The sequence below is a fragment of the Chromohalobacter sp. HP20-39 genome (assembly GCF_033052815.1).
Classification (GTDB): domain Bacteria; phylum Pseudomonadota; class Gammaproteobacteria; order Pseudomonadales; family Halomonadaceae; genus Chromohalobacter.
Window position 1 is genome coordinate 1 of the sequence record NZ_JAWHTP010000947.1, and the last position, 252, is coordinate 252.

Here is a 252-nt window from a genome sequence, read left to right on the forward strand (position 1 = left end):
TTTTCGATCAGGGCGATGCCCAGCACTTAATGGTCTGGATGGGGCGTTACGTCATCTACCACACCGGAAGCGCCACGAAAACTGACAACGGAATGCGCGCAGTCAGTCTGCAACAACTTATGACATGGAAGGACACCCGATGGATACCCAACGATTCCAATCCCAATTTCATTGGCATTTATCGTTTAAATTTTCTGGCGCGATAGCAGCGTGCTTGTCCCTGTCTCTTGTGGGAACAGGGCTTGCTAATGC

General features: G+C 50.4%; 1 protein-coding gene. It reads left to right on the plus strand.

Translation table 11 applies throughout. From position 1 onward, the window contains the following. Positions 1 to 206 (plus strand): DUF1175 family protein (locus RVY79_RS20760; protein ID WP_317466489.1); only part of this gene is annotated, 206 nt, incomplete at its 5' end. Positions 207 to 252: the final 46 nt, after the last annotated feature.